Raw genomic sequence first — 24,265 nt, 5'->3', positions numbered from 1 at the left:
GTCTAGGCTCCTTTGCCATCTGAAGGGGTGTCGTGTGGCTGTTCTGCGGCGGCCTCCGTGTGGGTGGCGTGGATGGTGGCCAGGACCTGGTCTGCTTTGACGGGGTCGCCCAACCGGATACTGAGGTGGACCGTTCCGTCCAGCGGTGCCAGCAAATGGTGTTCCATCTTCATCGCCTCCACCGACGCCAGCACCTGCCCGGCCACCACGGCCTCTCCGTCGCTGACCGCAACGGACACCACGGTTCCCGGCATCGGGGAGCGGACGGCGGGATCGGCGGCGCCCTCCTCCCGGTGGACAGCTGCCAGGACCCGTTCCAGCCGTGACTCACGGGTGAGTATTTCCAGCCGGCAGGACCAGCCTTCGTTGCCCAGGAACAGTTCCGCCGGTACCCCTGCAACCGGGTGGTCATTGTTAGGTGTCACCGGCCCACGGAAGACCGGTGCGACGGCGTAGGTGGTGCTCTGGCCGTCGAGGGTCAGCACGGCGGCGCGGGGGGAAAGGTACTCCAGCCGCGCCGGTCGTGCGGGCCCGCTGTCCACAGCCACGAGGACGGTGCCGCCGGGGGTCCTGCCTCCCGCGGTCACGGTGCCAAACGCAGTACCGTCTGTTGATGCGCCGCTAATGCTTACTGTTGCAACGCCGCCGTCGGGCGTTCCCAAACTGATGCGGCGGGGTGCAGGTGCTCCCAGCCGCCAGCCATTGCGTGCTTGCCAGAGGCCGGGCGCGGGGGGCGTATTGTTCTGTGCCTCGGCACCGATGGTGAAGAGTGCCGCCGCCACCAGTTCGGCGTCGGCGACCCGGCGGAAGGTCAGCTTGGGCAGTTTGCGCTCTATCAGTCCGGTATCGAGGCGGCCGGCGCGGACGTCGGGATCGTTGATCAGCAACCGCAGGTACTCCACATTGGTGTCCAGTCCCAGTGCGGTATAGCCTGCCAGGGCGGTATCAAGGGCGGCCAGGGCTGCCGCGCGGTCCTCGCCCCAGGCGATGAGCTTGGACATCATGGGGTCGTAGCTGGCCGAGAGCTCCAGCCCCTCCACCAGGGACGAGTCCACCCGCACCAGGCCGTTGCCGGCAGTGACCTGGGTTTGGGAAGGGGCGCTGGGGCGCCTTGGCCCACCGGGCAGTTCGTCCAGCAGGAGCAACGTGCCTGTGGACGGAAGGAAGTTCTTCTCGGGCACCTCGGCGTAAACCCGGGCTTCCACTGCGTGACCGTTAAGTCCGACGTCGGCCTGCCGGACGGTGAGTTCCTCGCCCGCGGCGATCCGCACCTGCCACTCGACGAGGTCGATGCCGGTGACCATCTCGGTGACCGGGTGTTCCACCTGCAGCCGTGTGTTCATCTCCATGAAATAGAACTCCTCCGGCGAATCGTCGGAGACGAGGAACTCCACCGTTCCGGCGCCGCTGTAGTTGACGCTGCGGGCTGCGTTGCACGCGGCTTCGCCGAGGCGGGCACGGATGGCGGCGCCTGCCGGGAGTGCTTCAAGCAGCGGTGAAGGAGCCTCTTCGATAACCTTTTGGTGCCGCCGCTGCAACGAGCATTCGCGCTCGCCGAGGTGGATGACGTTGCCGTGGTTGTCGGCCAGGACCTGCACCTCGATGTGCCGCGGGGTGGACACCAGGCGCTCCAGGAACAGGGTGTCGTCGCCGAAGGCACTTGCCGCCACCCTTCGCGCCGTGGCCAGTACCGGCACCAGGTCTTCCTGGCGTTCCACCACGTGCATGCCTTTGCCGCCCCCGCCCGCTGAGGGTTTGATCAGGAGGGGAAACCCCACGGCCCCGGCAGCCTGTGCCAGTTGGTGGTCGGTCATTCCCGGTTGGGCAACCCCGGGGACCACGGGAACGCCGTATCCGGCCACGTGGTTCTTGGACCGGATCTTGTCCCCCATCACATTCAGGGCCTCCACACCGGGTCCGATGAAGGTAATGCCTGCCTGGTCCAGTGCGCGGGCAAAGTCCACGTTCTCGCTGAGGAAGCCATAGCCCGGGTGCACTGCTTCGGCCCCTGTCTTGCGGCACGCCTCGATAATGGCTTCGATCTTCAGGTAGCTCTCGGTGGCAGCGGCCGGGCCAATCCGGACGGCAGTGTCAGCTTCGCGGACGTGCCGGGCGCCGGCGTCGGCATCGCTGTACACCGCGACTGACCGGATACCCAGGGCGCGCAGCGTCCGGATGACGCGGCTTGCGATCTCGCCGCGGTTGGCTACGAGGACGGTGCCGAAGAGTGCATCCTGTTTTGGCGGTGCCGTGGCGGATGTTTCCGCGCGGGCGGCCGGCGATAGTGGCATGGTCACTGGGCTCACATCCTGAAGAGGCCGAAGGAGGTTTCCGGCAGCGGGGCGCGGGACACCACGTCCAGTGCCAGCCCCAGGACCGTACGGGTGTCCACGGGATCGATCACGCCGTCATCCCACAGGCGGGCGGTGGAGTAGTAGGGGCTGCCCTGGTCCTCGTACTGCCGGCGGATGGGCGCCTTGAAGTCTTCCTCGTCCTCAGCCGACCACTCCTGGCCGGCTGCCTCGTACTGCTCCCGCTTCACGGTGGCCAGGACGCTGGAGGCCTGATTGCCGCCCATCACGGAAATCCGGGCGGCGGGCCACATCCACAGGAACCGCGGCGAATAGGCGCGGCCACACATCGAGTAGTTGCCGGCACCGAACGAGCCTCCGATCACCACCGTCAGCTTGGGCACACGGGCTGTCGCCACGGCGGTGACCATCTTGGCCCCGTTCTTCGCGATGCCGCCCTGCTCCGAATCCTTGCCCACCATAAAACCGGAAATGTTTTGCAGGAACAGAAGCGGGATTCCACGCTGGTCGCACAGTTCAATGAAGTGCGCGCCCTTGAGGGACGATTCGCTGAACAGGACGCCGTTGTTGGCCACGATCCCCACCGGGTGCCCGTGCAGCCTGGCGAAGCCTGTCACCAAGGTGGCGCCGTACTCCTTTTTGAATTCGTGGAACCGGCCGCCGTCCACCAGCCTGGCGATCACCTCATGGACGTCGTACGGGGCGTTGACGTCCGTTGGAACAGCGCCGTAGATCCCGCCAGGATCTGCTGCGGGTTCGACGGCGTCAGCCACCTCCCACACCGGTGGTGCCGGCGGCGGCAGGGTGGCCACGATGTCCCGGATGATCTGCAGCGCGTGTTCGTCGTTTTCGGCCAGGTGGTCCGTCACGCCGGAGATCCTGGAGTGCACTTCCCCGCCGCCGAGTTCCTCAGGAGTGACAATTTCACCGATCGCGGCCTTCACCAGCGGCGGCCCGCCCAGGAAGATGGTGCCCTGGTTCCGGACGATTACGGTCTCGTCACTCATGGCCGGAACGTAGGCACCGCCGGCAGTGCAGGAGCCCATAACCGAGGCGATCTGGGGAATCTTGGCCGCCGAGAGCCTGGCCTGGTTATAGAAGATCCGGCCAAAGTGGTCCCGGTCCGGGAAAACCTCATCCTGCTTGGGCAGGAAGGCCCCACCGGAGTCCACCAGGTAGATGCAGGGCAGCCGGTTTTCGAAGGCGATTTCCTGGGCCCGCAGGTGCTTCTTCACGGTCATCGGATAGTACGTTCCGCCCTTGACGGTGGCGTCATTGGAAATCACCAGCACATGCCTGCCGTGAACCAGCCCGATCCCCGCAATCACGCCGGCGCCGGGGGCCTCATCGTTGTACATCCCGGTGGCGGCCAGTGGCGCAATTTCGAGGAAGGGGCTGCCGTCGTCGAGCAGCTGGTCGATGCGTTGGCGGGGCAGGAGCTTTCCCCGGGCCACGTGGCGTTGCCTGGACTTTTCGGGCCCGCCCAGGGCGGCGTCGGCCAGCTTTTTCCGCAGCTCCTCGGCGAGCGCCAGCTGCTCGGCGCGGTTGGACGCAAAGGCCTCGGCCGTTGCGTCAAGCCGGGTGGCAAGGGTCTCCATTGACGGTCCGTTCCTGTTCCGGTCCGAGCTGTCCAAGCAACTCGGTTAGCGCCCAATAACTGAAAATCAGGTTAGTCTGTATTAACTGTGAAGTCCAACACATACCGCTCTGGCTGACGCCGCGGGGCCGAGGAGGAAACGTGGCCGGCACCGACGCCACCAAGACGGGCGGACGAGGATCCTCGATCCAGTCCCCGGCTGCGGATCCGGGTCCGGCAGGCGTTACCGCCGGCCGGCCCGAACCAGCCACCCAGCGCGTCCCGTCAGCGCAGCGCGTCCAGTCAACGCAGCGCGGCAAGGCCAAGGAAAACCGCCGCCAGGCGCTGCTGTCCGCCGCGGCTTCGCTGTTCGCCGTCAACGGGTTCAACCGGGTATCCCTCGAAGACCTTGGAGCAGCGGCAGGAGTCAGTGGCCCGGCCGTTTACCGTCACTTTCCGGGCAAGCAGGCCGTCCTTGCCGACCTGCTGGTGACCGTCAGCCAGGAACTGCTGGACGGCGGCCGTGACGTTGTTGACCAAAATCCTGATGCCGCCTCCGCCCTGCGGCGCCTGGTGGAGTTCCAGGTGGACTTCGCCCTCGGCAAGCCTGACGTCATCCGGGTACAGGACCGGGACTTCAGCAACCTGTCCGAGCAGGACCAGGCAGCCGTGCGTACGCTTCAGCTGAATTACGTCGAAGTCTGGGTGGACGTGCTCGCCCGGCTGCATCCGGACACGGACATCGCGGAGCTGCGGATGCGGGCGCACGCCACGTTCGGACTGATCAACTCCACGCCGCACTCGGTCCGCAGCCACGGCCGGAAGATGGCGGCACGAACCGCCCGTCCCCTGCTGGAGGGCATGGCTTTGGCTGCGCTGCTGGTGGAGGTCCCGCAGGGCTCCCCGTAAGGCCCCGGTTCTTCAACAGCCGAAGGGACGCGGGGCCCGGCAGGAAACGTGCGGCCCGGCAGGAAACGTGCGGCCCGGCAGACCCGGCTGGCGGCAGCGGTCCAGCAGCTGCCGGCTCAGACCATCGTGAGGACCATTCCGGGCTCTGCGAGGATCGCGCCTACATCTGCCAGGAAACGCGAGCCCTGCTCGCCGTCCACCAGGCGGTGGTCAAAGGACAGGCTCAGTGTGAGGACCTGGCGCAGCGCCACCTGGCCCTGGTGCTCCCACGGCATGTTCCGCACCGCTCCCAACCCCAGGATGGCCGCCTCCCCCGGGTTGAGGATGGGCGTGCCGGCGTCGATCCCAAAGACACCGATGTTGGTGATCGAGATAGTTCCCCCGGACAAGTCCGCGGGTGTGGTCTTGCCCGCCCGGGCGGTTTCGGTGAGTTCCGTCAGGGCATCGGCCAGCTGCAGCAGGGACAGGGTGTCCGCGTCCTTGATGTTGGGAACGGTGAGTCCACGCGGCGTCGCGGCGGCTATGCCGAGGTTCACGTAGTTGAACGTCACAATCTGCTGGTTTTGCTCGTCCCATCGGGCGTTGAGGGCGGGATTGCGCCGCAGTGCGATGAGTACGGCTTTCGCCGCCAGGGTGAGCGGAGTCAGCTTGTGGCCGCTGAAGCCGCGGCTTTCCTTGAGCCTGGCCAGGAGCTCCATCGATGGGGTGACGTCCACCGTGAGGAATTCGGTGACGTGGGGCGCGGTAAAGGCACTCTGCACCATTGCAGCCGCCGTAAGCTTCCGCACGCCTTTGACGGGCGTCCGGGTTTCCCGCCCGCCCTGCTGTGCCGCCAGCACCGGGGTTTCTGCTTCCCACGCAGGAGCAGCCGCCCTCGGCGACCTGCCGTCCAGGAATTGCTGGACGTCCTCGCGGGTGATCAAGCCGTGCGGGCCGGTTGCTGGAACCAGCGCCAGGTCCACGCCCGCGTCCTTGGCAAACTTCCGCACGGGCGGAGTGGACCGGGGGCGCATTGCGCCAGGATCGGTTGCACCAGGGTCGGTTGCGCCAGGGTCGGTTGCGGCAGGCCCTGTTCCGGCCGGCTCAACCAACGGCTTTGTCGCTGCTGCCTCGGCCACCGGGGCCGCAGCAACCCGGAGCAGGTTGCGGGGGCGCCGTGCCGGACGGGCGGAGCTTTCGACGACGGCGCCGTACCCCACGAGGTTGGGTTGCCTCCTGGCGGGTTCCCCCTCCTGGCCCGCGGCGGAGGCGGCCGGGCCAGCCGGGGACAGAGCAGCGGTACCGGACCCTGCTGAGGCAGTGCCGGCGTCGTCCGCCACTTCAAAGGAGACGATGGGCTTGCCCACCTCCACGATGGTGCCGGGCTGTTCGTGCAGTTCCCGGATGACTCCGGCAAAAGGGGACGGGAGCTCCACCACCGCCTTGGCGGTTTCCACCTCGGCGATCACCTGGTTCAGGCTCACCGTATCCCCCACCCCCACTTTCCAGCTGAGGATTTCCGATTCAGTAAGTCCTTCGCCCAGGTCCGGGAGCCGGAATTCCTTGATCATGGTGGCGCTCATCCTTCCAGCCCGCTGAGGGAGTTCGGCCGGCCCAGGGCACGGTCCACGCCGTCGAGGATGCGGTCCAGGCCCGGCAGGTGGTGCATTTCCAATTTGGAGTACGGGTATGGGATGTCGAAGCCGGTCACGCGGACAGGCGCCGCCTCAAGGTAGTAGAAGCACCGTTCGGTAATGCTCGCTGCCACTTCCGCGCCGAGGCCTCCGGACTGGCCCGCCTCGTGGGTGATGATTAGGCGGCCGGTCTTGCGGACTGAGGCCACCACGGTGTCGTAGTCCACGGGCGCGAGCGAACGAAGGTCGATGACTTCGATGGAGATGCCTTCGTCCGCGGCGGCAAGGGCGGCGTCCCGTGCTGTCTTTACCAATGGACCGTAGGCCACCAGGGTGACGTCTGTGCCGTCCGCCAGCACCCTCGCCTTGTCCATGGGTGCCGCTGACAGTGGATCAAGCGCCTCGTCCACTTCACCCTTGTCGTGATAGCGGCGCTTGGGCTCAAAGTACAGGACGGGGTCGTCGCAGGAGATGGCCTGCTGGATGACGGTGTGCGCGTCCTGGGGGCTGGAAACAGTCACCACCCGCAGCCCTGAGGTGTGGGTGAAGTAGGCTTCCGGGGATTCCGAGTGGTGTTCAGGTGAGCCGATGCCGCCGCCGAACGGCACCCTGATGGTGATGGGCATTTTCACCGCGCCGCGGGTGCGGTAGTGCAGTTTGGCCACCTGGCTGACGATCTGGTCGAATGCCGGGTAGATGAAGCCGTCAAACTGGATTTCCACCACGGGCCGGTAGCCGCGGTAGGCCAGTCCCACGGCGGTTCCCACGATGGCGGACTCGGCCAGCGGCGTGTCCACAACGCGGTGCCTGCCGAAGTCCTTTTGCAGGCCGTCTGTAATCCTGAAGACGCCGCCAAGGGCACCGATGTCCTCGCCCAGCAGGACCACCTTTGGGTCATTTTCCATTGATTTGCGCAGGCCGGCGTTGATGGCACGGGCAAAGGTCATCTGGGTCATCAGCGTTCACCTTTTTCTGAGACGGCTTCTGCGGGATCACCGAAGGAGGCCAGGTAACGGGTGTAGTGGTCCTGCTGCCGGTCCAGCCAGGAGTTGGGGGTGCTGTAGACGTGCTTGAAAACGTCCAGCGGCTGGGGCTCCGGCATGGTGGTGCAGCCCGTGCGCATGTCCCGTGCAACGGCGTCGGCCTTGTCCTTGACCTGCTGCTTGAACCCTGCCGTCAGGAGGCCTTTGCGGTCCAAAAGCGCTTCGACCCGGCTGATGGGGTCCTTCGCTGCCCAGTCCTCGAGTTCGTTGGGGTCCCGGTAGCGGGTGGGGTCATCGGCCGTGGTGTGGGGGCCCATCCGGTAGCTGACGGCCTCAATGAAGGTGGGGCCGCCGCCGCGGCGGGCACGGTCCAGGCCCACCCGCGTTGCCGCCATGACGGCAAGGACGTCGTTGCCGTCCACCCGGAGGCTGGGGATGCCGAACCCGGCGGCCCGGTCCGCGAGCTGGATGTGCGACTGAACGCGCACGGGCTCGGAGATGGCCCAGTGGTTGTTGGTGCAAAAGAACACGACAGGCACCTGAAAGCTCGCGGCAAAGACCATCGCCTCGTTGACGTCACCCTCGCTGGTGGCGCCGTCGCCGAAGTAGGTGACGGCCGCGGAATCGGCGCCGTCGTTCTGAATGCCCATGGCATATCCGGTGGCATGCAGGGTCTGGGCGCCGATGATGATCTGCGGCGTGGCCATGTTAATGGAGTAGGGGTCCCAGCCGGACGGGGCGTTTCCGCGCCAGACCCGGACGATGTCCGTCAGGCCGACACCACGGCAGTAGGCCACACCGTTTTCGCGGTAGCTGGAAAAAACGAAGTCGTCCGCGCGCAGGGACCGGGCGGAGCCGACCTGCGCCGCTTCCTGCCCCAGCAGTGGCGGCCATAAGGCGAGTTCGCCCTGCCTTTGCAAGGCAGTGGCTTCAACGTCGATGCGCCGGACAACAGTCATGTCCTCGAACAGCGAGCACAGCTGCTCGTCAGTAATGTCCTGGACCCAGGGGTCGAATTCCGGGTGGCTTATCCGCTCCCCCCGGGGAGTGATCAGCTGGACAAGACCCTTGCCCTGCCGGTGAATATCCGCCCCGGCATCAGCACCCGCGGCATCTGCAAGCGGGGTATTTGCGCCGTCCTGGCCGGTTCTGTCTGTAGACACGATAGCCGCACCTTCTCACGTTGTTGACCAGCGGATTCGGGGACTTGTGGTCCCGCCTGCCTCCGGCCCCCGGGCGCCGTTGCCGCGGATACTGTGACCCTACTCACAATGCTCATTGGGTACAACCACCAGGGCGGCCATTGAGCACAATGCTCTGTGTGGCGGCTTGTGACGGTGCTAACGTTGCGCACTATGCAGGCTCTGGATGGCACTGACACCCGCCTTTTGTCCGCCCTCGCCCAGGATCCGCGGCGGACGGTGGTGGCGTTGGCCCAAAAGCTGGGCCTGTCCAGGAATACGGTTCAGGCGCGGATGGCCCAACTGGAGAAGAAACACGTTTTCCTTTCCTTCGAACGCAGGATCAATCCCGTGGCCTTGGGATATCCGCTGATGGCGTTTATATCCGTCCACGTCCAGCAGCAAAAGCTCGCCGGGCTGGCAACGGCACTGGCCGGGATTCCGGAGATCCTCGAAGGCTACGGGCTCACCGGTCCGGCCGACCTGCTGCTCCGGGTGGTGGCACTGGACGCCGAGGACCTCTTCCGCATCAACGGGAAAATCCTGGCGTGTGACGGCGTGGACCGGACGGACACTGCCTTGGCGATGGGTGAGCTCATCCCCTTCCGGATGCAGCCCCTCCTGGAGCGGGGCCCGCGAAACGGCTGACAGTGCCGGCGGATCGCCGTGGAAGTACGACGGCGGCAGCGCGGGAATATAGGCTGTTGCAAGTTATTCACGGGTGCCGGGAGGTCCCCGCAACCAGGCGGGTGCCATGCATCACGCCGGAGAGGCTCGATCTTGGGCAATCCTCAGGAACCGTACCAGCCGGGACAGCCCGGGCAGGTGCCGCAGCAGCCGCCCCTGCCCCCGCAGCAAGTGCCGGGCTACAGCGGGCAGGCTTACCAGGCTCCCGCCGGGGCGTATGGGGAACCGGGCCCGTTTGGCCTGCCGGGCCGGCAGCCTCCGGTCAAGAGCCGGCGGAAATTGTGGATTGTGTTGGCGGCGATCGGCGGTGTCCTGCTTTTGGTGGTCCTGGGCGTCATCATCCTGGTTAACGTGGTGGGAAGTGCCACCAACCAGGCGAGGGGCGTTGCTGACGGTTTCACAAAGATGGTCATCAGCGGCAGAAGCTCAGAGGCTTACGACGAGTACCTTGACCCTGCCCTGAAGGAACAGCTGTCCAAGGAAGCGTTCATCGCCGGAGTGGACACCCTGGAGATGGACGATTCCTGCAAGCCGACGTATAACGACCTCCAGGTGGGAACCGAGAACGGGACCAAGGCGGCGGACGTGGCAGGTGTCATCACCTGCGAGGGCAAGGAAGTGGACCTGGCCTACCGCTTCGAAGGTACCGAGGACCTGAAGATGACCAACATCAAGCTCCGGCCCAAGGCCTGACTCCCCCGCACACGAAGGAGCCTCGGCGCCGCAGCGCCGAGGCTCTTTCCGTGATGCCGGGTAACCCTTGAGTCAGGGGTCAGTGGTTGACTGCCTTTTCTGCCCCGACCCCGGTCAGGGACCGGACTTCCATTTCGGCCTGCTTGGCGGTGTCTTCGCGCTTCTTGTCCAGGACGGTTCCGAGCCAGCCGAGGAAGAACGCCAGCGGGATGGACACAATGCCGGGGTTGCTCAGCGGGAAGATCGCGACGTTGGCGTCCTTGATCATTGAGGTCGCGCCGCCGGAGACCACCGGCGAGAACATGATCAGGACGATCGCGGCGCCAAGCCCGCCGTACATGCTCCAGACCGCACCCTGGGTGGTGAACCTCCGCCAGAACAGGGAGTAGACGATGGTGGGCAGGTTGGCGGAGGCGGCGACGGCGAAGGCCAGCGCCACGAGGAACGCCACGTTCTGTCCGTTGGCGAGGATACCGCCCAGGATGGCCAGGACACCGATGACCACCACAGTGCGCCGGGCCACCTTGACCTCGGTGTCGGCGTCGGCCTTGCCCTTGGAGATGACGCTTGCGTAGATATCGTGGGCGAAGGATGCGGCGGCGGTGATGGTCAACCCTGCCACAACGGCGAGGATGGTGGCGAAGGCCACGGCCGAGATAAAGCCCAGCAGCAGCGGCCCGCCCAGGTAGAAGGCCAGCAGCGGGGCCGCGGCATTCACACCGCCCGGTGCCGTCCGGATGGTGTCGGGACCAACGAGAGCGGCGGCGCCGTACCCGAGCACCAGCGTGAACAGGTAGAAGAGCCCGATCAGCCAGATGGCCCACACCACGGACTTGCGGGCTTCCTTGGCGGTGGGGACGGTGTAGAAACGCATCAGCACGTGCGGCAGGGCGGCGGTTCCAAGGACCAGCGCGAGGCCCAGGGACATAAAGTCCAGCTTGGAGGTTTCGGTCTTGCCGTACTGCAGGCCCGGGTTGAGGACGGCCGGGTTGTTGGCCGTCTCAACTGCTGCGCCCAGCAGGCTGGAAAGGTTGAAGCCGTAGATCGCCAGGACCCAGATGGTCATGACGGCCGCGCCGGCGATAAGCAGGACTGCTTTAATGATCTGCACCCAGGTGGTGCCCTTCATGCCGCCGATGAGAACGTACATGATCATCAGGCCGCCGACGACGATGATCACCAGGGCCTGGCCGCCCCAGTCGCTGATGCCCAGCAGCAGCGAAACAAGGCTTCCGGCCCCTGCCATCTGGGCCAGGAGGTAGAAGAAGCAGACGGCCAGCGTGGAAATGGCGGCGGCGATGCGGACGGGCCGCTGCCGGAGGCGGAAGGACAGCACGTCCGCCATGGTGAACTTACCCGTGTTGCGCAGGAGTTCGGCCACGAGCAGCAGTGCCACCAGCCAGGCCACCAGGAAGCCTATGGAGTACATAAAACCGTCGTAGCCGTTGACGGCGATGGCACCGGTAATGCCCAGGAAAGACGCTGCCGAGAGGTAGTCCCCCGCGATGGCCGTGCCGTTCTGTGAGCCGGTGAAGGACCGGCCTGCGGCGTAGTAGTCGGCCGCGGTTTTGTTGTTCCGGCTGGCGCGGAAAACAATGACCATGGTCACGGCCACGAACAGGGCGAAGACGCCCATGTTCAGGAGGGTGGTGTCCTTGAGCGCGGCGACGTCCACCGCTGCGGCAATCCCGATCATTTGTTTACCTCGCCCACGCGGTTGCCGTCCTTATCAAATTCATGCCCCTCGATTTCGTTCCGGATCTCCGCTGCGATGGGGTCCAGCTTCCGGTTTGAGTAGCTGACGTACCAGCTGGTGATCGCGAACGTCGAGACGAACTGGAGCAGGCCGAGGATCAGCCCGACGTTGATGTTGCCCCAGACCTTGGTGGACATAAAGCCCACCGCGTAGTCAGCCAGCAGGACGTAGGCGAAATACCACAGCAGGAATGCGATCGCCATGGGAAAGACAAAGCTGCGGTGACGCTTGCGCAGTTCCTGGAACTGCCCGGTCGACTGGACTTGTTCAAAGTCCACGGACGCTGCTGCGTCCGGAGTGTGGGCATCGTTACCCATCGTTCCTCCTCATTGAGACTTGCCTTGGACACACACCGGCCGGCAAATCCAGTCAGGGCTACCGCAAGTGTGACTGCAATCACTCTGCGGGCGATGGGCAGTACAAGCCATACCCGGCCCGCCGGCGGTCGCTCAACGGTCGGGATGCTGCGCCAAACGGCACCCGCCACTACGCTGGGCACCATGCCTGACTCCCCCCTCCTGACTGCCGCGGCGGTGGCAGTGATCGCCATGGCCGTCGCCGTCGTCGTCGGCGTGGGACTCAAGGTGCTGCGCTCATTCCGGGACCTCGGCACCGACGCCGAACGCGCCACGTACCACACCCTGCATGCGGCATCCCAGGCCGGCCAGCATCTCCGGCGCGGACTGAACCCCGCCGGCGCGGCAAAAGCCGGCAAGCAGCTGCGCGGGCTGCTCGGTTCCGACGCGCTGGCCATCACAGACACCACCGGCGTACTCGCGTGGGACGGTGCCGGCGAGGAACTGAAACCGCAACTGATGGCCCTTGCCGAAGGGGTGCTGGCTGGGGGGCGGACTGCGGTGCTGCCGGCGGGTTATCCCACCGGACCGGGCGGTGCCCCGAAGCGCGGTACGGGCGGGCCGCTCGCGGCGGTGATCGCCCCGGTGCGGGCCGGCACCCGCGTGGTGGGGGCGGTCGCTGCCTTCGCCCCGACAGCCGGCGCGGGCCTGGTGCGGGCCACCACAGAAGTGGCCGACTGGGTGGCCGTGCAGGTGGAGCTTGCCGAGCTTGACGCATCACGGACACTGCTGATGGAGGCTGAGGTCCGGGCGCTGCGCGCCCAGATCAGCCCGCACTTTATCTACAACTCGCTCAACGCCATCGCCTCCTTTATCAACACCGACCCTGCCCGGGCCCGGGAGCTGGTAGTGGAGTTCGCCGACTTCACCCGCTATTCCTTCCGGCGGCACGGCGACTTCACAACGCTCGCCGAGGAGCTCCGCTGCATCGATCGCTACCTCCTTTTGGAACGTGCCCGTTTTGGCGAGCGCGTCCAGGTCAGCCTGCGGGTGGCCCCGGAGGTCCTCAGCACCGTCATCCCCTTCCTCAGCCTGCAGCCGCTGGTGGAAAACGCCGTCCGGCACGGGCTGGAGGCCAAGGAAGGGCCGGGGCACATCAGCATCAGCGCGAACGACGCCGGCGCCTTCGCCGAGGTGACTATTGAGGACGACGGCGTGGGCATGGACCCTGCGCAGCTGCAGTCCATACTGGCCGGCCATACCGACGGCGAGCACGTGGGCCTGCGGAATGTGGACGCCCGCCTCCGCCAGGTCTACGGCAACGACCACGGGCTGGTCATCGACACCGCCCCCGGGGAGGGGACCCTGATCACCATGCGGGTCCCCAAGTCCCAACCCGGCCACGACGCGTGACCCCGCACACCAGGCGCCAGGCGGGAACGTACCCTAGGAAGATGATTAACGTCCTCGTCGTCGATGACGAGCTGCCCGCCGTTGAAGAACTGGCATTCCTCCTCGGCCGGGACGACCGCATCGGCACCGTCCTCCGCGCCACCTCCGGCACCGAAGCCCTCCGGGCCCTGGCAGCCAGCCCGGTTGACGCCGTATTCCTCGACATCCATATGCCGGCGGTCTCCGGGCTGGATATTGCCCGCGCCATCTCCGGGAGCCGGAATCCGCCCGCCGTGGTCTTTGTGACCGCGGACGAGGACCACGCGCTCAAGGCCTTCGAACTCGCCGCTGTGGACTACCTGCTTAAGCCGGTCCGGGCCGAACGTCTGGCCCGCTCCGTGGGGCGCATCAGTGAACTGCGCGACGGCGGTACGGCACCGGAGATGATCACCGTTGACCAGGGCGGTACCACCAGGATGATCCGGCGTGACGACGTCACCTATGTCCAGGCCCAGGGCGACTATGCACGGTTGCACACGGCTGATGCGAGCTACCTGATCCGGGTGCCGCTGGCGGACCTTGAGCAGCAGTGGGCCGACGCCGGCTTCATCCGGACGCACCGCTCCTACCTCGTTGCCCTGAAGCACGTTACGTCCATGAAGCTGGCTGCGGACGGTCCCTGCGTCACCGTTGCAGGTGCCGGCCTTCCCATCAGCCGGCGCCACCTGCCAACGGTGCGGGAAAAGCTGGGGGCCACCCGGATCAGGCCGCACGCATGAGCAGGGTACGCGTTACCGCCCCCCGTTCCGCTGCACTTCCTCCCCGGGACAGCCGGGAAGCGGCGCAGGATTCCGAGGTAGGGCAGGTCTTCGTCAGGTCGCTGATCCGGTCGCAGCTGCGCCTGGCGCTGGTGGTGGCTGCCGGGTTCCTGCTGATCCTTGGCGCTTTCCCGCTGCTGCTGGCCGTGGTGCCGGGGCTGGCGGAGACCCGCGTTGCGGGGATTCCCTTTGACTGGCTCCTCCTGGGCGCAGGCATCTACCCCCTGATCGGACTCAGCGCCTGGCTGTACGTCCGCACCGCTGCGCGCAACGAGGCACGGTACCGCGACCTGGCCAAGGACCAGTGAGGGCACCGTGAACCCCGGCGTGGCCATAGCCGCGCTCGCGGTGGTTTCGGTGGCCACTGCGGTGATTGGTTTTTACGGCCTGCGCATTTCAAGGACCACCGGGGATTTCTACGTTGCTTCCCGAACGGTGCGGCCCTGGTGGAACGCCTCCGCCATTGGCGGCGAGTACCTGTCCGCCGCGAGTTTCCTCGGTGTTGCCGGGCTCATCCTGCTGTCCGGAACGGATGCCCTGTGGTTTCCGGTGGGCTATACGGCCGGCTACCTGATGCTGCTGCTGTTTGTTGCAGCGCCGCTGCGGCGCTCCGGCGCCTATACGATTCCTGACTTCACGGAGGCCAGGCTTGATTCACGGGCTGTCCGGAAGGTCACCAGCCTCGTGGTGGTGCTGGTGGGATGGCTGTACATTGTGCCCCAGCTGCACGGAGCCGCTTTGACCATCCGGATCACCACCGGACTGCCGTCCTGGGTGGGATCGGTGGCTGTGGTGGTTGTGGTGTGCCTGACGGTGGTTGCCGGCGGCATGCGTTCGATCACTTTTGTCCAGGCTTTCCAGTACTGGCTCAAGCTCACCGCTCTGGCGGTCCCCATCCTCTTCATCATCTTTATGCTGGCGGGGAACGGAACCCCTGCACTGTCAGCGCCCTCCGTAAACCCCACTTCCCTGGCCCCCGCCGGGCTGTACCAGAACGTGTCCCTGCTGGTGGCCCTCCTGTTCGGCACCCTCGGGCTGCCCCACGTGCTGGTCCGCTTTTACACCAACCCGGACGGGCATTCGGCCCGGCGCACCACGCTGATCGTCCTGGGGCTGCTGTCCGTGTTCTACCTGTTCCCCACGGCATACGGCCTGGTGGGCCGGATGTTCGCTCCAGGCCTCGCCCGCACCAGCCAGGCCGATGCCCTGGTGCTGCTGCTCCCCGGCGAACTGGTGGGCGGTGCCGCCGGCGACCTGTTGTCGGCCTTTGTGGTGGCCGGCGCTTTTGCCGCCTTCCTGTCCACGACGTCGGGACTGGTGGTATCCCTTGCCGGAGTTATCAGCCAGGATGTGCTGGGCGCGGGCGTGGGCGGATTCCGGCTGGCCGCCGTGATCTCGATCGTGGTGCCGTTGGGTTTTGCCGCTATGACGGACTCGCTGGCCCTTGCCGGCAGCGTGGGCCTGGTTTTCGCGTTCACCGCCTCCACCGTATGCCCGGTGCTCCTGCTCGGCATCTGGTGGCGGGCGCTGACCGACGCCGGTGCCATCGCCGGGATGCTGACCGGCGGGGTCCTCTGCGGCGGCGCCATGATCGCAGGCTCAGTGGCCGGCGCGTCGAACCTCTCGCCCTGGCTGGCGCAGCCTGCCGCCTGGACAGTACCGGCCGCCTTCGCAGTGATGGTGGTTGTTTCCCGCGCCACCGCCAACAGGGTGCCCAGGACGATGTCCCGGGTCATGACGCGCCTGCACACTCCGGAACGGCCGCTGGCCACCGAGCGGTGAACAGGCCCGGCTGATCCAGCCGGACGCCGCCGTGGCCTGCTTTTTCCTCGCGCTGCTCCCCGGGATGGGAGACAATAACGCCATGTCCACCGAGGACGGCAGGCCGCGCGGCACGCCGGATGGCATTCCTCCGTCGGTGCGGGCCCAGCTGCTCGCCACTGAACACTGGGGCCTGCTGGCATCGCGCAGCACCACCCAGAGCGAGGTCCTGACCCGGATCAGCATGTTCCTTACCTTTACCTCCGCCAGTGTGGTGAGTGCGGCACTGGTGGGTCAGGCAACCCGCTTTTCCGAAGCCTTTGTCCTGCTTGCGGTGATCGTTCTGTGCATTGACGTGGCCATGGGACTCCTTACCCAGATCCGCGTTATGAATGTCGCGCAGGAGGACCTGATGTATGTGACGGCTATGAACCGGCTTCGGGCCGCCTACGTGGATCTTGACCCCGGTATAGCGCCGTACCTGATGGCCGCCAGCCACGATGACGAGGCCGGCTCCGGGAGGACCTACTTCTTCTTCGGGAACCGGAATTCCCTGAGCCATGTGCTGGGCAGCAGCATGATCTTCATGACTGCTGCGAACGCAGCCCTGATCGCCATCCTGTCCGGCCTGCTGTTGTCGCTCCTGGGAGCCGGCACAGCGGTGGCAGTCGTCGTTGGAGCGGTGGCGGGCCTGGCATTCGTGGCCGCGTGGTCGGTCTATGGTTACCGGGCCTACCGGAATATCTGGCGCAGGTTCAAGCCGCTCTCCCCCACTCCGCCCGGGGATGTGTGAAGGCGGCTCAGTCGATGGCTGCCATCAGTTCGACCACACGGTCGAGGAAGGCGTCAACCTGGGTTTCCTCGTACCCGTCACGGCCAACGGCGGGACGGAAGACTGCCCGGCGGACGTTGTCCACGCTCAGTGGCTTGTCCTGCTCAAGGTAGGCAATAAGTTCGCGGCAGAGCCGGTCCACGTCAACCGTGTTGTAGCTGCGCGCCTTCTTCTTTGCGGGGCGGCGGAAGCGGTCGCCGTCGGGGCGGTGCAGCCGGCCGCGGAGGATCCCGGACAGGTTGCCGATCTCGCGCAGCCACGCCTCCTCGCCACGGGCAGCGATCAACTCGTCCCGCTCACGGCGCGCGAAGGCATCTTCGAGGCGGTCCAAGGCCGCGTCAACAACGGCAGCGGAGTAACCGCCCTTGACGGGGTCGAAGGAAACCGCCCTGACGTCAGCACTGTTGACCGGCTCCGCCGCGGCGCCGGGGTTCTCCAGCGACACCCGCGCGCGCTGCAGGAACTGGTCCACCTGCTTGGCGTTGTAGCCGTAATCACTGCGCTGCACGCGCTCAAAGGACGCAGGGATCTGCCGATGAATGTCCAATGCCACTGATGATTCCTTCGATGCTTCTCAAGCCGTACCGCCCGGGCGCCAGTCTAGGGGTGCCCGGGTGTCCGGCGGGGGTTGTGTTTCAGGCCCCGGAGACGAGGCCGTACAGGACAAAGGCCGCCGGGGCTGCAAAGACGATCGAGTCCAGGCGGTCCATCACGCCTCCGTGTCCCGGCAGGATGCTGCTCATGTCCTTGACGCCGAGCTCGCGTTTGACCATGGATTCGGCGAGGTCGCCGGCTGTGGATGCGGCTACGAGTCCCACCGCCAGGACCACACCCACCCACCAGGGCTTGTCCAGCATAAAGAGGCTGGCCAGGACGCCTATAAGGATGGCGCCGCCGATGGAGCCGGCGAAGCCTTCCCAGGATTTCTTTGGGCTGATCTTGGGCGCCATCGGGTGCTTGCCCAATGACGCGCCCACCAGGTAGCCGAAGGTGTCGTTGGATACGACCAGCAGCAGCATGACCGCCACCTGCCACGCGCCGTCGGGAATCATCCCTCCCGGCCAAAGTCCTACGGGGGTGGCACCGCCCGAAGCATGCAGCGGAAGTGCCGCGAAGCTGATGAAGAACGGCACCCAGCCCAGGGTGAAGACGCCCGCAAAGATGCTGTTGGCTGAGCCGGCGGCACTCTCGATGGACCGCCACAGCAGCACGGCCACCGAGCTCAGCAGCATGGCAAACAGCAGGCTCTCGATCCCGCCGAAGTAGGCGGCAAAGGGCATGGCCACCGTGCCGGTTATTACCGGCACGATGGGCATCCTGGTGCCGTTCGCCTCCAGGGCACGGTAAATCTCCCAGACCCCGAAAACGGCGAACGCGGTGGTGACAGCAACAAAGCCGAGAGGGAGGAACAACAGCCCGCCCAGCACGGCGAAGAGCATGGCAAGGCCCACCGCCACCGCAGCCGGCAGGTTCCGTCCGGCCTTCGGCGTCGGGTTGGACCTGGGCTGCTTCCCCCGTGTGCGCGCCCGTTGTGCCGGGGCCTGCTCTGCCTGGCCCATCAGACTTCGAGCAGCTCTGCTTCCTTGCGCTTGAGCAGCTCGTCGATGCCGTCCACGTGCGCTTTGGTCAGGCCGTCAAGTTCCTTTTCGGCGCGGGTGCCCTCATCTTCACCGGCTTCGCCGTCCTTGACCAGCTTGTCCAGGGTTTCCTTGGCTTTGCGGCGGATGTTGCGGATGGAGACTTTGGCGTCCTCGCCCTTGGTCTTGACGATCTTGACGTATTCCTTGCGGCGTTCCTTGGTCAGCTCCGGAATGGTGATCCGGATGACGTTGCCGTCGTTGGACGGGTTGGCACCCACCTCGGAATCACTGAGCGCACGTTCGATGTCGCGCAGGGCCGTCTTGTCGAAGGGGGTGATGAGGATGGTGCGGGCGTCCGGAATGGCGAACGAGGCGAGCTGCTGCAGCGGCGTGGGTGAGCCGTAGTAGTCCACCAGAACCCTGTTGTAGAGGCCCGGATTGGCCCGGCCGGTGCGGATGGAAGCGAAGTCTTCCTTGGCTACCTCAACAGCCTTGTCCATCTTTTCTTCGGCTTCGAGCAAGGTTTCTTCAATCACGGTTTCTCCTGAAGATTCTGGTGCAGTCCGGGCCACCGGGTCCATGCACAAACGTGGTTCTGTTACTGCTTCCGCCCCTGGCCACACAGGCAGGGGCGGAACTGTCCTGAAGACATCCTAGCCGCAGCTAGGCTGTGACCAGGGTGCCCAGCTTCTCGCCGAGGATGGCCCGGGTAACGTTGCCTTCGCCTTCCATGCCAAAGACCACCATCGAGAGGTTGTTGTCCTTGCACATGGTCATCGCCGTCTGGTCCATCACGCGGATGTCGCGGCGGAGCGCGTCGTCATAGCTGAGGGTTTCGAGCCGCTCGGCAGTGGGATCCTTTTTAGGGTCCGCCGTGTACACAGCGTCCACGCCGCTCTTGGCCATCAGGACGACGTCGGCGTGCACTTCCAGTGCCCGCTGGGCGGCAACGGTGTCGGTGGAGAAGTACGGGAGTCCGGCACCGGCGCCGAAGATGACTACGCGGTCCTTTTCCATGTGCCGGATGGCGCGCCGCGGAATGTAGGCCTCGGCCACCTGTCCCATGGTGATGGCGCTCTGGACCCTGGTCTCCACGCCGGCCTGCTCCAGGAAATCCTGCAGGGCCAGGCAGTTCATGACCGTTCCGAGCATGCCCATGTAGTCGGCCCTTGAGCGGTCCATGCCGCTTTGGGAAAGTTCGGCGCCCCGGAAGAAGTTGCCGCCGCCTACCACGATCGCCACCTCCACCTGGGGGACGGCTGCTGCGATCTGCTTGGCGACGTCCCGGACGGTCTCAGGGTCAACGCCCAGCTTCCCGCCGCCGAAGACCTCGCCGGAAAGCTTCAGGAGGACCCGGCGTCGGCTTTTCTCTGGCTGGACTACAGTGTTGACGGCTTCCATGATGCCTTCCCGTTGGTGAACTCTGAAAAAAGGTTATCCTGCTGCGCGGCCGGGGACCCAGTCGGGCCCGCACCATTCGAGCCTGTCCCGTTCGGGGCAGGTTCCCAGGCGGGCGTCCCCGCGCATGCAAAAGGGGCGGCCACCGAAGTGGCCACCCCCTTGCTGTTTCGACTAGGAGCCGACGCGGAAACGCGTGAACGCGGTTCCCTTGACACCGGCCTCTTCGAGGACCTGCGCCACGGACTTCTTGGCGTCCTTCGCGAATGCCTGGTCAACCAGGACCTCACCCTTGTAGAAGCCGGTCACGCGGCCTTCCACGATCTTGGTGAGGGCGGCTTCGGGCTTGCCTTCGGCCTTTGCGGTCTCTTCGGCGATGCGGCGCTCGGACTCAACCAGCTCTGACGGGACGTCTTCGCGGGTCAGGTAGTTCGGAGCCATGGCAGCGATGTGCACTGCAACGTCGTGGGCGGCGGTGCCAGCGGCTTCGCCTTCACCGTCGACAGCGAACAGCACGCCAACCTGGGCCGGGAGGTCCTTGGAAGTCTTGTGCAGGTAAGCGTCAACCGTTGCGCCCTCGACGCGGGAGACACGGCGGACAACAACCTTTTCACCCAGGACAGCGCCTTCTTCGACGACGACCTCGGAGAGGGGCTTGCCGTCAACCTCGGTGGCGAGCAGGGTCTCGAGGTCGGCTGCGCCGGACTCGACGGCAACGGCCAGGACCTTGTCGGCCAGCTGGATGAACTTGTCAGCCTTGGCCACGAAGTCGGTCTCGCAGTTGACCTCGATCATAACGCCGACGCCGTTGCTGACCTTGGCGGCAACCAGGCCCTCAGCGGTGGAGCGGCCCTCGCGCTTGGTAGCGCCCTTGAGGCCCTTGATGCGGATGATCTCGATGGCCTTCTCGGCGTCGCCGTTGGCCTCGTCAAGAGCCTTCTTGACGTCCATCATGCCGGCGCCGGTGCGCTCGCGCAGGGCCTTGATGTCCGCGGCAGTGTAGTTCGCCATGTGAACCCCTCTGTCTAGAAATTTATGGTGGTGTACGGACCGACAGGACAGCAGCCCACCTGGTGGGCCGCCATCCTGTCAGCAGCTCCGGCACCGCAGGGCGGCGCAGGAGAATCCGGATTTATTTGTTACTTGGCGTCTTCAGCCGGAGCAGCAGCGTCTTCTGCCGGGGCAGCTGCCTCGGCAGCAGCGGGTGCTTCAGCTTCTTCCGCCGGAGCGGCGGGAGCAGCTTCTTCAGCCTTGCTGCCTTCGAGGAGCTCGCGCTCCCACTCGGCCAGCGGCTCTTCCGGCGCCTCGGTGGTGCCGGTGGCGCGGTTGTTGCGGGCGATGAGGCCCTCGGCAACGGCGTCGGCAACAACGCGGGTCAGGAGGTTCACGGAGCGGATGGCGTCGTCGTTGCCCGGAATCGGGAAGTCGACCTCGTCCGGATCGCAGTTGGTGTCCAGGATGGCCACAACCGGGATGTTCAGCTTCTTGGCCTCGTCAACGGCGAGGTGCTCCTTCTTGGTGTCCACGATCCAGAGCACGGAGGGTGCCTTGGTCAGGTTGCGGATACCGCCGAGGTTGGACTCGAGCTTGGTGAGTTCACGCTTGAGGAGCAGCAGCTCCTTCTTGGTGTACGCGGAGCCGGCGACGTCGTCGAAGTCGATCTCTTCGAGTTCCTTCATGCGCTGGATGCGCTTGGCGACCGTCTGGAAGTTGGTCAGCATACCGCCGAGCCAACGCTGGTTCACGTACGGCTGGCCCACGCGGGTTGCCTGCTCGGCGATTGCTTCCTGGGCCTGCTTCTTGGTGCCGACGAAGAGAACGGTGCCGCCGTGTGCAACGGTGGCCTTTACGAACTCGTAGGCGCGGTCGATGTAGGACAGCGACTGCTGAAGGTCAATGATGTAGATGCCGTTGCGCTCGGTGAAAATGAAGCGCTTCATCTTCGGGTTCCAACGGCGGGTCTGGTGTCCAAAGTGGACGCCGCTGTCAAGCAGCTGGCGCATGGTTACGACGGGCATGCCGACGCTCCTTCCGGCAGGTCATTCATGAGAAAGCCCCTGGGCTTCTTACCCTGCCAATAGTTGACGGTTTATTAGCCGGGCCCGGGCGGGCCCTGCTCCTGGCATCCATCGCACTTCTCATCAGCACCAGGGGCGCTGACCGCAAGAAGCATGATCCTCCGCTGGAGGGCTGGATACGCGTAGTCAGCTGCCACTCCCCCACACTCCTGAATGAGACGTGCCGACGCAAACCCGGACAGGGGCGTATACCGTTGGGAAAACCATTGGGATAGCCGCCGGACGGACAGCGTTGAGGGCGCAGCAAACTGCTCCATCAAGTGTACTACAGGCACCCGCGCCCCAAGGACGGGACACCGCTATGCCAGGCCTTATCCACATAGGCCGGGCTGGCCCTGCCAAGGTACTTCCCCGCCGGTGCAGGCTGGGGCTATGAAACCTCCGGTCCTGCTCGCGGCCCTGCTCCTGCTGCCCGCTTCCCTTGCCCCCGCCGGCGAGACGCTGGTGTCCGGCCCCCTGCTGTCCACAGAGCCTGCAGCGGCGGAGCCGGCGCCTTCCTGGCAGTGGCCGCTCAGTCCCCGGCCGCCGGTCCTGCGCGACTTCGACCCGCCGCCCAAGCCGTGGCTCAGCGGCCACCGTGGTGTGGACCTGGCAACAGCGTCGGACGGCGCACAGGTCACCTCGCCGGCGGCAGGCACTGTCAGCTTCGCAGGGGTTGTGGTGGACCGGCCGGTGATCACCATTGATCACGGAAACGGCCTGCGCAGCAGCTTTGAACCGGTGGAGAGCAGCCTGGCCGCGGGAGCCGCGGTGGGCGCGGGCCAGGTTATTGGCACTGCCCTGCCGGGGCACTGCCCCGGGGCTTCGTGCGTCCACTGGGGTGTCAGGCGGGGCGAGGACTACGTAAATCCGCTGCAGTTTGTTCTGGACCTGCGTCCGTCCATCCTGCTGCCCCTAGCAGCACCGCCGCAGTAGCTGAGGTGCCGTGGAACCGGACCGCGCCGGCTCAGACGATGGCTGAGATGCCGGTAATGGCGCGGCCGGTCACGAGGGTGTTGATTTCGTGCGTTCCCTCGTAGGAGTAGATGGCTTCGGCGTCGGCAAAGATCTTGGCCATTTCGAAGTCGGTCACGATGCCGTTGCCGCCCAGGAGGTTCCGGCCGATGGCAACGCTTTCACGCATCCTTGCCGTGGTGAAGGCCTTGGCCAGGGCGGACTGTTCGTCCTTGGCCACCCCAGCGTCCTCGAGCTGGGCCAGCCTCACCATCATGCCCATGGAGCTGACGGCGTTGCCCAGGATCTGGACCAGCTGGCTCTGCACCAGCTGGAAGGAGGCCAGCGGCCGGCCGAACTGGTGGCGTTCCACCGCGTAGCGCCGCGCCACGTCGAAGGCAGCCAGCTGCTGGCCGACGGCCTGCCAGGCGACGCCGAGGCGGGTGACTTTCAGGACTTTGTTGACGTCGCGGAAGCTATTGGCGTGGGCAAGCTTGCAGATTTCAGGCACCACCACGTTGTCCAGGGTGATGTCGGCGTTCTGGACCGTCCGCAGTGCGATCTTGTTCTCGATTTTCTCCGCGCGGAAGCCCTCCAGCCGGGTGTCCACCAGGAAGCCCTTGACCTGGTTGTCCTGGATGTCGCGTGCGTAGATGACCACCCAGTCGGAGAAGGTGGCGTTCCCGATCCAGCGCTTGGCCCCGTTCAGGATCCACGAACCACCCTCGCGGCGGGCAGTGGTCCGCGTACCCCCCGCTACGTCGGATCCGCCCAGGGGCTCCGTCAGGCCGAAGGCTCCGATCTTCCTGAGCGAATAGATGTCCGGTAGCCAAGCCTCCTTTTGCTCCTGGGAGGCCAACGCTTCAATGGAACCGGTGAAGAGCCCGTCGTGGACGCCCATAAAGGTGGAAATGGACGCGTCAGCGCGTGTCACCTCAGCATGCATCAGGCCCGCAAACAGGTTGGAGTGGCCCTGCCTGCGCACAGGACTGACCAGGTCAATATCCGCCAGCTTGGGAATCAGGTCCATCGGAAACTCGGCGCGGTTCCAGTAGTCAACCGCAATAGGCCGTACCTCACGTGCCAGGAACTCCCTGACTTCCGACAGCCGGTCCTGCTCCTTCCCGCTGAGCAACTGCTCGAAGGCATAAAAGTCACCATCGGCGTAAGGCAGGTTGTTGAGGTCGGCAGCGGAAGTGGACATGTTTACCTCGCAAATGATCAGCGGTGACCGGGGGCCCCGGAAGGAGCACGTTAAGTTACTGCTCAGTAACATACCTCAGCAGGCACGCTTAAGGAAGAAAAAACCGCGGCCGGCACAAGTGCCGGCCGCGGTTACGCGCTTTGGGTAGGGCTACTCGGACTTGAACCGAGGACCTTAGGATTATGAGTCCCGCGCTCTAACCAGCTGAGCTATAGCCCCAGACGCCCTGGCCCGCCACGGCAAAAGGGATGCGCCGGCAGGGC

General features: G+C 65.7%; 23 protein-coding genes and 1 tRNA gene. 9 read left to right on the top strand and 15 right to left on the bottom strand.

Annotation, left to right across the window (positions count from 1 at the left end):
- Positions 1-2: 2 nt before the first annotated feature.
- Both AC5RT4_RS01875 and AC5RT4_RS01870 read right to left on the bottom strand, forming a co-directional pair.
- Positions 3-2,291, bottom strand: coding sequence for an acetyl/propionyl/methylcrotonyl-CoA carboxylase subunit alpha (locus AC5RT4_RS01875; protein WP_494104737.1), 2,289 nt, complete (start codon positions 2,289-2,291; stop codon positions 3-5).
- Positions 2,292-2,302: 11 nt separating this feature from the next.
- Positions 2,303-3,910: a carboxyl transferase domain-containing protein gene (locus tag AC5RT4_RS01870; protein ID WP_494104702.1), complete on the bottom strand. Its 1,608-nt coding sequence runs from the start codon at positions 3,908-3,910 to the stop codon at positions 2,303-2,305.
- Positions 3,911-4,095: 185 nt separating this feature from the next.
- Here AC5RT4_RS01870 and AC5RT4_RS01865 point away from each other — a divergent pair, with 185 nt between their 5' ends.
- Positions 4,096-4,797 carry an SACE_7040 family transcriptional regulator gene (locus AC5RT4_RS01865; RefSeq protein ID WP_494104736.1) on the top strand — a complete coding sequence of 234 codons (702 nt, stop codon included), beginning with the start codon at positions 4,096-4,098 and terminating at the stop codon, positions 4,795-4,797.
- A gap of 116 nt (positions 4,798-4,913) precedes the next feature.
- Here AC5RT4_RS01865 and AC5RT4_RS01860 read toward each other — a convergent pair whose 3' ends face one another.
- From AC5RT4_RS01860 to pdhA, 3 genes are read right to left on the bottom strand one after another with little or no spacing between them, the layout of a single operon-like run.
- Positions 4,914-6,359, bottom strand: coding sequence for a dihydrolipoamide acetyltransferase family protein (locus AC5RT4_RS01860; RefSeq protein WP_494104701.1), 1,446 nt, complete (start codon positions 6,357-6,359; stop codon positions 4,914-4,916).
- Entirely contained in the window at positions 6,356-7,366 is a 1,011-nt protein-coding gene (locus AC5RT4_RS01855) for an alpha-ketoacid dehydrogenase subunit beta (RefSeq protein ID WP_494104700.1), read from the bottom strand. Before AC5RT4_RS01855 ends, AC5RT4_RS01860 begins: the two co-directional genes overlap by 4 nt.
- Positions 7,366-8,556 carry a pyruvate dehydrogenase (acetyl-transferring) E1 component subunit alpha gene (gene pdhA, locus AC5RT4_RS01850; protein WP_494104699.1) on the bottom strand — a complete coding sequence of 397 codons (1,191 nt, stop codon included), beginning with the start codon at positions 8,554-8,556 and terminating at the stop codon, positions 7,366-7,368. Before pdhA ends, AC5RT4_RS01855 begins: the two co-directional genes overlap by 1 nt.
- Before the next feature lie 192 nt (positions 8,557-8,748).
- Between pdhA and AC5RT4_RS01845 the strand changes: the two genes are divergently transcribed.
- Together AC5RT4_RS01845 and AC5RT4_RS01840 are read left to right on the top strand one after the other, a co-directional pair.
- Entirely contained in the window at positions 8,749-9,222 is a 474-nt protein-coding gene (locus AC5RT4_RS01845; RefSeq protein WP_494040894.1) for an Lrp/AsnC family transcriptional regulator, read from the top strand.
- A 132-nt stretch (positions 9,223-9,354) separates the two neighbouring features.
- A complete protein-coding gene (locus AC5RT4_RS01840; protein WP_494104698.1) occupies positions 9,355-9,954 on the top strand; it encodes a hypothetical protein in 600 nt (199 codons plus the stop codon).
- A gap of 79 nt (positions 9,955-10,033) precedes the next feature.
- On the opposite strand, the gene AC5RT4_RS01835 is transcribed toward AC5RT4_RS01840, so the two are convergent.
- Together AC5RT4_RS01835 and AC5RT4_RS01830 are read right to left on the bottom strand one after the other, a co-directional pair.
- A complete protein-coding gene (locus AC5RT4_RS01835) occupies positions 10,034-11,650 on the bottom strand; it encodes a monocarboxylic acid transporter (RefSeq protein ID WP_494104697.1) in 1,617 nt (538 codons plus the stop codon).
- A complete protein-coding gene (locus tag AC5RT4_RS01830; protein WP_494040897.1) occupies positions 11,647-12,027 on the bottom strand; it encodes a DUF485 domain-containing protein in 381 nt (126 codons plus the stop codon). The genes AC5RT4_RS01835 and AC5RT4_RS01830 overlap by 4 nt, the downstream gene beginning before the upstream one ends.
- Before the next feature lie 183 nt (positions 12,028-12,210).
- Between AC5RT4_RS01830 and AC5RT4_RS01825 the strand changes: the two genes are divergently transcribed.
- From AC5RT4_RS01825 to AC5RT4_RS01805, 5 genes are all read left to right on the top strand, one after another.
- Positions 12,211-13,419 (top strand): sensor histidine kinase, encoded by a 1,209-nt coding sequence (locus AC5RT4_RS01825; protein WP_494104696.1) that lies wholly within the window; start codon positions 12,211-12,213, stop codon positions 13,417-13,419.
- A 41-nt stretch (positions 13,420-13,460) separates the two neighbouring features.
- On the top strand, positions 13,461-14,177 hold the full coding sequence (locus tag AC5RT4_RS01820; RefSeq protein WP_494040899.1) for a LytR/AlgR family response regulator transcription factor: 717 nt from the start codon (positions 13,461-13,463) through the stop codon (positions 14,175-14,177).
- Positions 14,174-14,524 (top strand): DUF485 domain-containing protein, encoded by a 351-nt coding sequence (locus tag AC5RT4_RS01815; protein ID WP_494104695.1) that lies wholly within the window; start codon positions 14,174-14,176, stop codon positions 14,522-14,524. Before AC5RT4_RS01820 ends, AC5RT4_RS01815 begins: the two co-directional genes overlap by 4 nt.
- A 7-nt stretch (positions 14,525-14,531) precedes the next feature.
- Positions 14,532-15,998 carry a sodium/solute symporter gene (locus AC5RT4_RS01810; protein ID WP_494040901.1) on the top strand — a complete coding sequence of 489 codons (1,467 nt, stop codon included), beginning with the start codon at positions 14,532-14,534 and terminating at the stop codon, positions 15,996-15,998.
- A gap of 82 nt (positions 15,999-16,080) precedes the next feature.
- On the top strand, positions 16,081-16,770 hold the full coding sequence (locus AC5RT4_RS01805; protein WP_494040902.1) for a hypothetical protein: 690 nt from the start codon (positions 16,081-16,083) through the stop codon (positions 16,768-16,770).
- A gap of 7 nt (positions 16,771-16,777) precedes the next feature.
- On the opposite strand, the gene AC5RT4_RS01800 is transcribed toward AC5RT4_RS01805, so the two are convergent.
- The 6 genes from AC5RT4_RS01800 to rpsB all read right to left on the bottom strand — a co-directional run bounded on the left by AC5RT4_RS01800 (position 16,778) and on the right by rpsB (position 21,805).
- The gene (locus tag AC5RT4_RS01800) at positions 16,778-17,362 is read right to left on the bottom strand and encodes a DivIVA domain-containing protein (protein ID WP_494040903.1); all 585 of its coding nucleotides are present in this window, start codon (positions 17,360-17,362) and stop codon (positions 16,778-16,780) included.
- An 82-nt stretch (positions 17,363-17,444) separates the two neighbouring features.
- Positions 17,445-18,368, bottom strand: a complete 924-nt coding sequence (locus tag AC5RT4_RS01795) for a phosphatidate cytidylyltransferase (RefSeq protein ID WP_494040904.1) — start codon at positions 18,366-18,368, stop codon at positions 17,445-17,447.
- Positions 18,368-18,925, bottom strand: coding sequence for a ribosome recycling factor (gene frr, locus AC5RT4_RS01790; protein ID WP_494040905.1), 558 nt, complete (start codon positions 18,923-18,925; stop codon positions 18,368-18,370). Before frr ends, AC5RT4_RS01795 begins: the two co-directional genes overlap by 1 nt.
- Before the next feature lie 127 nt (positions 18,926-19,052).
- Complete coding sequence (gene pyrH, locus AC5RT4_RS01785; protein ID WP_104997352.1) at positions 19,053-19,790, bottom strand: UMP kinase; 738 nt, start codon at positions 19,788-19,790, stop codon at positions 19,053-19,055.
- A gap of 171 nt (positions 19,791-19,961) precedes the next feature.
- Positions 19,962-20,798: a translation elongation factor Ts gene (gene tsf / locus AC5RT4_RS01780; RefSeq protein WP_494040906.1), complete on the bottom strand. Its 837-nt coding sequence runs from the start codon at positions 20,796-20,798 to the stop codon at positions 19,962-19,964.
- Positions 20,799-20,926: 128 nt separating this feature from the next.
- A complete protein-coding gene (rpsB, locus tag AC5RT4_RS01775) occupies positions 20,927-21,805 on the bottom strand; it encodes a 30S ribosomal protein S2 (RefSeq protein WP_494040907.1) in 879 nt (292 codons plus the stop codon).
- 432 nt (positions 21,806-22,237) lie between these two features.
- Between rpsB and AC5RT4_RS01770 the strand changes: the two genes are divergently transcribed.
- Positions 22,238-22,780 carry a M23 family metallopeptidase gene (locus tag AC5RT4_RS01770; protein ID WP_494104694.1) on the top strand — a complete coding sequence of 181 codons (543 nt, stop codon included), beginning with the start codon at positions 22,238-22,240 and terminating at the stop codon, positions 22,778-22,780.
- Positions 22,781-22,811: 31 nt separating this feature from the next.
- On the opposite strand, the gene AC5RT4_RS01765 is transcribed toward AC5RT4_RS01770, so the two are convergent.
- Positions 22,812-24,002 carry an acyl-CoA dehydrogenase family protein gene (locus AC5RT4_RS01765; RefSeq protein ID WP_494104693.1) on the bottom strand — a complete coding sequence of 397 codons (1,191 nt, stop codon included), beginning with the start codon at positions 24,000-24,002 and terminating at the stop codon, positions 22,812-22,814.
- Between the two features lie 145 nt (positions 24,003-24,147).
- A tRNA-Ile gene (locus tag AC5RT4_RS01760) sits at positions 24,148-24,221 on the bottom strand.
- Positions 24,222-24,265 lie beyond the last annotated feature (44 nt).

The organism is Arthrobacter sp. sptzw42 (assembly GCF_059089685.1).
The sequence above is the reverse complement of the archived record's forward strand: the minus strand, read 5'-3'. Positions and strand labels throughout refer to the sequence as shown.